11 protein-coding genes are annotated in these 9,272 nt (G+C 63.5%); 4 read left to right on the top strand and 7 right to left on the bottom strand.

The annotated features are described in order from the left end of the window. Positions 1-32: 32 nt before the first annotated feature. The 4 genes from greB to ACK1U9_RS10585 all read right to left on the bottom strand — a co-directional run bounded on the left by greB (position 33) and on the right by ACK1U9_RS10585 (position 3,005). Positions 33-506 (bottom strand): transcription elongation factor GreB, encoded by a 474-nt coding sequence (gene greB, locus ACK1U9_RS10600; protein WP_046617232.1) that lies wholly within the window; start codon positions 504-506, stop codon positions 33-35. 11 nt (positions 507-517) lie between these two features. Next, a complete protein-coding gene (locus ACK1U9_RS10595; RefSeq protein ID WP_025338428.1) occupies positions 518-826 on the bottom strand; it encodes a hypothetical protein in 309 nt (102 codons plus the stop codon). Between the two features lie 221 nt (positions 827-1,047). Next, positions 1,048-1,485, bottom strand: coding sequence for a DoxX family protein (locus ACK1U9_RS10590; RefSeq protein ID WP_046617231.1), 438 nt, complete (start codon positions 1,483-1,485; stop codon positions 1,048-1,050). Positions 1,486-1,598: 113 nt separating this feature from the next. Next, complete coding sequence (locus tag ACK1U9_RS10585) at positions 1,599-3,005, bottom strand: transglycosylase SLT domain-containing protein (protein ID WP_449109881.1); 1,407 nt, start codon at positions 3,003-3,005, stop codon at positions 1,599-1,601. A gap of 159 nt (positions 3,006-3,164) precedes the next feature. On the opposite strand from ACK1U9_RS10585, the gene ACK1U9_RS10580 reads away from it, so the two are divergent. From ACK1U9_RS10580 to ACK1U9_RS10570, 3 genes are all read left to right on the top strand, one after another. Further along, positions 3,165-3,962, top strand: a complete 798-nt coding sequence (locus tag ACK1U9_RS10580; protein WP_449109880.1) for a TatD family hydrolase — start codon at positions 3,165-3,167, stop codon at positions 3,960-3,962. A 218-nt stretch (positions 3,963-4,180) separates the two neighbouring features. Next, entirely contained in the window at positions 4,181-5,659 is a 1,479-nt protein-coding gene (locus ACK1U9_RS10575; protein ID WP_046617228.1) for a methyl-accepting chemotaxis protein, read from the top strand. Positions 5,660-5,733: 74 nt separating this feature from the next. Continuing rightward, positions 5,734-6,102, top strand: a complete 369-nt coding sequence (locus ACK1U9_RS10570; protein ID WP_085600188.1) for an Mpo1-like protein — start codon at positions 5,734-5,736, stop codon at positions 6,100-6,102. Between the two features lie 55 nt (positions 6,103-6,157). Here the strand turns inward: ACK1U9_RS10570 and ACK1U9_RS10565 are convergent, their stop codons facing one another. The 3 genes from ACK1U9_RS10565 to ACK1U9_RS10555 form a co-directional block, all read right to left on the bottom strand. Further along, positions 6,158-6,955, bottom strand: coding sequence for an acyl-CoA thioesterase (locus ACK1U9_RS10565; protein WP_449109879.1), 798 nt, complete (start codon positions 6,953-6,955; stop codon positions 6,158-6,160). Positions 6,956-7,032: 77 nt separating this feature from the next. Beyond that, positions 7,033-7,812, bottom strand: coding sequence for a CHAD domain-containing protein (locus ACK1U9_RS10560; protein ID WP_085600184.1), 780 nt, complete (start codon positions 7,810-7,812; stop codon positions 7,033-7,035). Positions 7,813-7,829: 17 nt separating this feature from the next. Next, a complete protein-coding gene (locus ACK1U9_RS10555) occupies positions 7,830-8,108 on the bottom strand; it encodes a hypothetical protein (protein WP_003259403.1) in 279 nt (92 codons plus the stop codon). A gap of 179 nt (positions 8,109-8,287) precedes the next feature. On the opposite strand from ACK1U9_RS10555, the gene ACK1U9_RS10550 reads away from it, so the two are divergent. Beyond that, a partial coding sequence (locus ACK1U9_RS10550) for a patatin-like phospholipase family protein (RefSeq protein ID WP_449109878.1) occupies positions 8,288-9,272 on the top strand: 985 nt, incomplete at its 3' end.

Below are 9,272 nucleotides of genomic sequence, written 5' to 3'. Positions count from 1 at the left end.
CCCGCGAAGAGGCTGGCACAGGCAACATCGACTCATTGCCCGTAGCTGACGCTGTTTACATACCAGGTCGCTTCACCGGTAGGTGTGTGCACCACCACCTCATCACCCTCCTCCTTTTTCAGCAAGGCACGAGCCATGGGCGAGTCGATCGAGATGTAGTCATTGCGCCCATAGATCTCGTCATACCCGACGATGCGAAACTTCATGGTCTCGCCCTCGTCGTTCTCGATCTCCACCCAGGCACCGAAGAACACCTTACCCTCTTGCTGCGGCGAGTAGGCCACCACCTTCACATCTTCAAGACGCTTGCGCAGGTAACGCACCCGGCGGTCGATCTCACGCAGCAGCTTCTTGTTGTACTGGTAGTCGGCGTTCTCGCTGCGATCGCCCAGCGATGCCGCCCAGGTAACCTTCTGGGTAATCTCCGGGCGGTATACCCGCCACAGGTGGTCCAGTTCTTTCTTCAGCGCCTCATGGCCTTCCGCGGTGATGATGTTGGTACTCAACTGCACGCTCCTCAGCGGCGGGTAATCAGGCCTTGGCGCGCGATACGGGTGAGGTGGCCGATGATTTCGGCGGCCTCGTCCGGTGCCGGGGCCTGGATCACGGCCAGGTCGAAACGGTCATTGCCATACTGTGCGAGGTGGCAGCCGGTATCGGCGAACTGGATCAGAAATGCACGCGCCTGGCCCTTGCGCCGGGACAGGCCTTCAAGGTGACGTAAAAGAGTGGGTTGATGCTGGCCGCCGAGCAGGATGCGCGGTGTGCGGGATGCCTGGCTGGCAGGCAAGGGGCTCAAACAGACACTGGTACGTGGGCAACTCATGGAGCTTCTCTCCGCCTCGCGAATCCCGCTGGGCAGCGGTGGGAGGCGTCACCGAACCAGCGCTTTAGCGGTATTTCGGATGACCCAGAGGGGTTTTCCTGCGCCCCGCAAGTAGCTGTTTAAATCGGCGCAGGCGGTATGCTAGAGCTACAAGCGGCAAGATACAAGCCTCAAGCCGAAAGTGATCGGCCTGCGGCTTGTATCTTGGAATTTGCGATGTATCAGCGGGCGATCAGGCGGTCCAGCGAGAAGCGGCCAGCGCCTTCGATCAGCACCGCGACGGTACCAGCCAGCAGGGCCAGGCCGAACTCATAGCCGTTGTTGGACATGAACAGGCCGTTGCCGATGTGCACCGTGAGGATCGCCACCACCAGGGTCACCGCCAGCACCAGGGCCGCCGGGCGGGCCAGCAGGCCGATCACCAGGGCCAGGCCGCCGAAGAACTCGGCACTACCGGACAGCAGAGCCATCAGGTAACCCGGGGCCAGGCCGATGCTCTCCATCCACTGGCCGGTGCCTTCCAGGCCATAGCCACCGAACATGCCGAACAGTTTTTGCGCACCATGCGCGATGAAGATGATGCCGACCAGGATACGGATGACGCTCAGGCCAGCGCCGGCACGGGTGGAGAACAGAGCGTTGAGGGTGGCGTTGTTCATGTCGAAGACTCCTTGAAGCGAGAAAGTTGTGTTGGGATGGGCGCCATCATAATCGTTTATATAGATATGAAAACCGCAAATAATCCAACATAACAATCGATAAAATCGATCTTTCAACGCTTCGCCAAACGCTCCAGCGCGGCACGCTCCCGATTGAACGCTAAAAAGTACTTGTTGACGCTATTGACGAAGTTGACCGGCCCCATGCCCACCTGCTCCATGGCGATACGTTCAGTCTGGAAAAACCACTGGTCGCCATTCAGCCCGCGCCGCCGCGCTTCCGCGCGCATGGCCTGGACGCGCTCGGGGCCCAGGTTGTAGGCCGCCAGCACGAAGGCCATGCGCTCGCGTTCGTTGATCTTGGCGCTGGCAAAGAACTTGCGCCGGATCAGCGCCAGATAGCGGGCACTGGCCTGGACATTGCCATCCACCGTGGCGGTGTTGCTCACCCCCACGCGCTGCGCCGCCGAGGGGGTGATCTGCATCAGGCCATGGGCCCCTCCGGTGCCGCGCGCCGCCGGGTTGAGCGTCGACTCCTTGAAGGCCAGCGCGGCCAGGTTGAGCCAGTCGATCTGCTGCGCCTCACCGTGTTTCTGCAGCACCGCCCGCAGCGCGCTCAGGCGCTGGCGATTCTTGCTGGCCAATGGGTCGTGCACCCGGTACTGGCGCCGGTAGATGCGCTCGAACGCGGCGTCCTGGTTGTCCGGTGCGCGGTAGCCCTGCAGAAAGCGATCGACCGTGGCCTGCAACTGCGGCGCATCGGGTCTCACATACCAACGCATGGCTTGCGGCGCTCCCAGCTTTACGCGGCTGTCCAGGCGCAGGCGCGGCATCACCCGAGCCCAGCGCCGGGCGATCGGCTGCTCGACCACGGTCAGGTGATAGATGCCGGCCTGGACCATTTCCAGCACATCCTCCACCGCCAAGGTCGAGTCGACCCACTCCACCTTGATCGGCGCGCGCTTGCGCAGCGCCAGCTGCTGGTTGACCTGCTGGATCAATGGGCCGGCGGCACTGGCGCTGGTCAGGGCCACGGTACGCCCGGACAACTGCTCGACATGGCTGAAGCTGCGCTCGCCCTTGCGTCCCACCAGCAGCAGCGGCACCTGGTCAAGCACCGGCGCGCTGCTGCTGACCCCGCGCACCACGGCGGGGTCGAGCAGTTCGCCCGGCGCGGCCAGGTCACCCTCGCCACGGGCCAAGGCGCCCAGCAACTGCTCCTTGGCCCGCGGGATCAGCTTGAGCTGGATCTCCTGCCCGTCGGCGGCGCGGGCATTGAGGTAATGTTCCAGGGCACGCAGGCGATAGTATTCGATGCCGACCGGCTCGCCCTTGACCTCACCGGAGCTGTTGCGGCTCTGGTTGACCAGTACCCGCAGCACCTGGCTGGTGCGAATCTGTTGCAGGTCACGGACCTTGGCCGGCGCGATGTTCTGCTGAGGTCCCGGCACGCGCGCATGGGCGGGCCCGGTCAATGTCAGCCCAAGCGTCAGCAGGAAAATGAGCCAGCATCGCTGCATGCGAAAACGTGTCCGTTGTCGGTGGGCGGCATCCATGGAGTTGCACCGCCAAGAGAGAAATGACGGCAAAAGACCACGGCAACAGCATGAAGTTCTTGGTTTTTTTCAGAAAAACACGGTTTTTGCTATGCTGGCCGCCCCGCGGCACGAGGTAGCACCATGCAACTGATCGATATCGGCGTCAACCTGACCAACAGCAGTTTCCACGACCAGCAGGCGGCAATCGTCGAGCGCGCCCTTGAGGCTGGGGTCACGCAAATGGTGCTGACGGGCACCAGCCTGGCGGTCAGCGAACAGGCGCTGGAGCTTTGCCAGCAACTGGATGCGAGCGGCGCACACCTGTTCGCCACGGCAGGCGTACACCCTCATGATGCCAAAACCTGGGATGCCGGCAGCGAGCGCCAGTTGCGCCAGTTGCTGAATGAAGCACGCGTGCGCGCCGTGGGCGAATGCGGCCTGGACTTCAACCGTGACTTCTCCCCTCGCCCGCTGCAGGAAAAAGCATTGGAGGCACAGCTGGCACTGGCTGCCGAGCTGCGAATGCCGGTGTTCCTGCACGAACGCGACGCCGGCGATCGCCTGCTGGCGATACTCAAGGATTACCGCGACCACCTGACCGGCGCAGTGGTGCACTGCTTTGCCGGCGAGCGCGACGCGCTGTTCGCGTACCTGGACATGGACTTGCACATCGGCATTACCGGCTGGATCTGCGACGAACGCCGTGGCACCCACCTGCACCCGCTGGTGGGCAACATTGCCGAGGGGCGGCTGATGCTGGAGAGCGATGCGCCTTACCTGCTGCCGCGCAGCCTGCGGCCCAAGCCGAAGAATGGGCGCAACGAACCAGCGTTCCTGCCAGAGGTACTGCGTGAAGTGGCCCTGCACCGGGGGGAGTCAGCCGAGCATACGGCGGCGCATACCACGGCAACGGCACGGGCGTTTTTCCAACTCCCCTGAACCCGACGCGCCCCTTTGCAGGAGCAGCCTTGTGCTGCGAAGAGGCCATGACAGCTACAACATTCGGTTGGCCTTGCCTGCCCCTTCGCAGCACAAGGCTGCTCCTACAGGGGCTGGTGCTTGGTGTTGATATGCATCAACAAACTCCATGGCGCACGTAGGCACAATGATGGCACCTTGCCAATATTGTTCCCGCTCAACTCAGAGAAGACCTGCCCATGGGTGCCTGGCTTAGCAATGTTTCCCTGAAGTACAAGTTCTGGGCCGTCAACGCGGTGGCCTTTGTCACAACCCTGCTGCTGGTGCTCTATGCCGTGCACCTGGAGCAGCGCGCCCGCGCCGAGGCCGCGCAGGCCCAGGCGGCCGCGCAGGCCCAACTGCTGGCTGCCTGGCCGGCCGGCCTGCCGCTGCCCCGCCCGGCCAACGTCATCAGCTGGTCAGCCGGGCAAACACCCACCTTCGCGGGTGAACCCCTCGAGGCCCTGCGCAATGCCCAAGGCTGGGTCGAACTGCCCGCCGCCCGGCTCTTGGGCAACAACCCGCTACAGGGTGCGCAGGTGCTGCGCAACGGCGACCAGCAAATAGCCGTGCTGGCCCAGTCGCCAAGCCTGCGTCAGGTGTTCTTCGACCGCTTCAGCAACTACGCGGTATGCGTGCTGATCCTGATGCTGGCGATGCTCGGCGCCTCGCAGTTGCTGATCCGCTTCCTGCTCAGCCAGCTCAACACCCTCAAGGACGTGATGCTGCACGTGGAAAAAACCGGCGACCTGTCGGCCCGCGTGCCACTGGCCTGTGGCGACGAGGTCGGCCAGATGGCCGGGGCCTTCAATGCCATGCAGGCGACCTACCACCGCGTGGTCAGTACCGTCGCCCACACCGCCGCGCAACTGGACTCCGGTGCCGCGCGCCTGGCTGCGAGCATGAGCGACGTGCGCCACGGCATGCTCGGCCAGCAGAGCGAGACCGACCAGGCCGCTACCGCCATCAACGAAATGTCGGCTACGGTGCACCACATCGCCCAACACGCCGGCGCCACCCGTGATCTGTCACAAACCGCTGACACCCTGGCCGGTAGCGGCCAAGAGGTGGTCAGCCGGGTGCAGGATTCGATTTCCGGGCTGTCCAGCGGCGTTCAGCAAACTGCCGAGATGATTCGCCAGCTCGCTGAAGACAGCCAGAAGATCAATGGCGTTGTCAGCGTGATCCACAGCATCGCCGAACAGACCAACCTGCTGGCGCTCAATGCCGCCATCGAAGCAGCGCGCGCCGGCGACCTGGGCCGCGGCTTTGCTGTGGTGGCCGATGAAGTACGCAACCTGGCCAAGCGCGTGCAAAACTCCACCGACGAGATCACCACCATGGTCTCGGCCCTGCAGTCGGGCACCCGCGATGCAGTGGAGTTCATGCAGGAAAGCTCGTACAAGGCCGACGACTGTGTCAGGCAGGCCCAGGAGGCCGGCGAAGCACTGGCAGAGATTACCGGTGCCGTGGCGCAGATGCGCGAAAGCAACACCCAGATTGCCGTGGCCGCCGAGCAGCAAAGCCAGGTGGCCGAGGAAATGAACCGCGCCGTGGTGAGCATTCGCGATGTCACCGAACAGACCGTGCATCAGACCGTGGGCTCGGCGACCACCAGCAGCGAACTGGCAACCCTGGCAGGTGAACTGAACAAGGCCATTGGCCAGCTCAAGCTATAGTCACCATAGCCAGCCTCGATTGGCCCCCGCCTGGGGGCGCACTAAGCTTTGGGCATGACCGAGAGGAAATGCCCATGAGCAAACGCCTGCCCAACCTGCCCGCCTGGCAATGGCGCGGCTACCACCACAACCACCGCCACCCGGCCAACCTGGTGTTGCACCTGATCGCCGTGCCGTTGTTCATCCTTGGCGCGTTGCTGATTCTGTCCGGCCTGTTCGGCCTGGATCTGGGCCAGATTGCCGTTGGCATCATTGCCTTGATCGCCGGCCTGGGCCTGCAGCGCCAGGGGCATCGCCTGGAAGCCGAGCAACCCGAGCCCTTCGCCAACCGCAAGGATGCCGTGCAACGCCTGCTGACCGAGCAGTTCATCACCTTTCCGCGTTTCTTGCTGAGCGGGGCCTGGTGGAAGGCCTGGCGGGAACGACACAAGCACCGCCATTGATGCTCCAATCACGCGCACTCTTTTGTAGGAGCGGGTGCAGGCCTGCAGGTATCTGCTAGGCAAACACGGTAACCGTCTGCCGGCTCAAGGCCAGCAGTTCGCCCTGCGCCGTCCTCAACTCAGCGGCGGCATGCCCATAACCATCACGCGCATGTTCGGTTTCCACGCAATAACGGCACCAGTCCAGCGTCGATAGCTGCGCCGTGGGCTGCATGAATTCGATGGTCCAGGTCAACGTGCTGCCGGCAGCCGGCTGCTTGAGAAACGGCATCAGGCTCGGTGGCCAGGCATCGACCAACGCCAGCAGATGCGCCTCGTTGACCGGTTCTTCGGCCACTCCCCGCAAACGTACCCAGCCGCCCATCTGACGCGACTGGTTGCCACTGAACGGCAACCCACCCACCGCCCAGCGCAGGGCCACATGCTGCATGAACTCCGGGGTAACGCCTTTGATATGGGGCAGCTCGGGGGCCGCGTCTTCGAGCGTTTTCATTTCCGTGGCCGGCAGCGCCGGCAAATCGACCACTGATGGCCGCCCTGCGCCAAAATTGCCCTGCACCAAGGTCACCACCTGGCCGTCTTGAACGGCACGGCCCAGCAAGGTACTGACCGCCTTGCCTTCACGCAGCACCTCCACATCGAAGCGGATTGGTACGTCCGCTGCGGCAGGCGCCACAAAGCTGATGGCCAACGAACGCACGGGGCGGTCATCGGAGATTTTCTGACGCATGGTTTCATACACCATGGCAGCCATCAGTCCGCCAAAGGCGGCGCGCCCCTGGGTCCAGCTTGGCGGGACGCTCACAGATTCGGGGTTGGCCCGCACGGCGTCGAGCAGTTGCTTGAAATTCATTGGCCGGCTCCTGCCTGTAGCGAAAAAGGTCTGTCCATCCTAGCCAGCAAACCTTTGCCGATCAGCCCGCATATCGGTCATTTTTCGGGCTTTCGGCGCGCCAGCGCCTGCTGCAGTGCATCCAGCGTCACATCCGAATGGCGCTCGGCCTCGTGCAATTCCTCCTCCCAGGCGGCCTTGCACAGTGCCAGGTCGGCATGGTCGCGTGCCTGCAGCAGCCATTGCAGACGATCGTGCCAGTCACCCAGGTCGCCTTGGGCCTGCTTAAGCAAGCGCCGCAACTGCTTGCCCGCATGGTCGAGCTGCGGATAGGCCTCATCGCCATAGCGCGCACGCTTGATGAGCAGACGCAGGCGGTGGCGATCGTGGGCCGGGTCCTGCAGCGCCTTGTGCAACTTGCGCCACTGTTTGACCAGGCGTTTGTCGATACGCTTTTCCAGCGCCTTGACCAGGCCTTCGCGGTCGGCTGCACGCAGGAACAGCGGAAACGCGTCGACAATCGCCAGCACCCGGGTCAGCTGCGGGCTGGCGGCAACACTGGCGAAGGTTCTGTCACGCCCTTCCAGGCGCCGCTGCCCGGCCTCGGCAAAACCACGCCCGATCAGTTCGGCCGCCAGCACTTCACGGTCACGCAACGGCGTGGTGAGGGTACCCAACGACTTGGCGGCGGCCTCCAGTTGCTCTACCCCCGGCAGCCCACGCAGCGGCCGCAGCAGGCTGCGCAGGCGCCGCAGGGTGGTGCGCAGGTCATGCAAGGCCTCGCTGTCGGTATCGGCAGCCAGGCGCTCGCGGCAAGCCAGCAGGCGCACCTGCAAGGCCACTATCTGGGCGACCACATGATCAAGCATGGCAGACATTGAAAGACGCTCCTTGATCAGCGCCCGGCGCGAGATTCACGAATGTAGAAGCGGGCCTTTTCGGCTTTTCTGGTACAGCTTTCATAACCTTCGAACTGCTGCTGGGTCTTGGCCCCGGTCAGTAGCGACAAGGCCTTGGAGTAACTCACGGCACCGGCAAAGCCTTCGGCCTTGGCCAGGTCCAGTTCCTTCCAAGCGGCATCCAGTTGGGTCGCGCAACTCTCGCGGTAGGCCGTCTTGCCCGCGCAGCCAGCGAGGGCCAAGGCAATCAGTGGAAGGCAGATCCAGGCTTTCATCGGTAATACCTCAATGGAAAAAAACAGTGGCTGTTCGACGCCCCGGCAGCTGAAAAGTGCCCCGCCCGGCCAGCTTGGCCCAGCCAGTTTTATTACAGTAGCTCAGCGCGATGCACATTGAAGCACAGGTGGCGATGGGTGCATTGTAGGACCATGGTTGCACTGGCCGGGGAACGTTCATGAGCAAACGCGTGGCACTGGTACTGGGATCGGGTGGAGCCCGGGGTTATGCACACATCGGCGTGATCGAGGAAATCGAGCGCCGCGGCTACGACATTGCCTGCATCGCCGGCTGCTCCATGGGCGCGGTGATCGGCGGCATCTATGCCGCCGGCAAGCTGGAAGACTACCGCAACTGGATCGAGAGCCTCGACTACCTGGATGTGTTGCGTCTGGTCGACGTCAGCTTTCGTCTTGGCGCAATTCGCGGCGACAAGGTGTTCGGGCAGATCCGCAAGATCGTCGGCGAGATCAACATCGAGCAATTGCGCATCCCTTACACGGCGGTTGCAGCCGACCTCACCAACCAGCAGGAAATCTGGTTCCAGGAGGGCTGCCTGCACCAGGCCATGCGCGCGTCGGCAGCCATCCCCAGCCTGTTCACCCCGGTGATGCAAGGCAACCGCATGCTGGTCGATGGCGGCATCCTCAACCCGCTGCCGATCGTGCCGGTGGTGTCCAGCCACTGCGACCTGATCATCGCGGTCAATCTCAACGCCACCAACCAGAAGCAGTATCAGTTACCGGTGATCGAACGCCCGGCGGCATTCAAGATGCGTTTCGATGCGCTGCTCAGTTCGCTGGGCTCGCGCTTGCCGTTCCGGCGCAAGCCGGCCGAGGAGCTGATCCGCATCGAGCAGGAAATCGTCGCCGAAGGGCTGGCGCAGCCGAACCCGTGGCTGGCCGATGCCGCCGACCCGGAAGGCCAGCAACCGGCGGCGGCTCCGGAGCGCGAAGGCGCGCCGAAGTCGGCGACCGGCTCGTTCATCATCGACAATGTGGGGCCCGCTTCACTGCTGGACCTGATCAACCAGAGCTTCGAGGTCATGCAGACCTCGCTGGCGCAGTACAAGATCGCCGGCTATCCGCCGGATGTACTGATCAACGTGCCCAAACGGGTGTGCCGGTTTTTCGAGTTCTACAAGGCGCCGGAGCTGATTGCCC

This window comes from Pseudomonas sp. XP1 (assembly GCF_053557675.1).
This window is presented reverse-complemented; position numbering and strand designations above follow the sequence as displayed.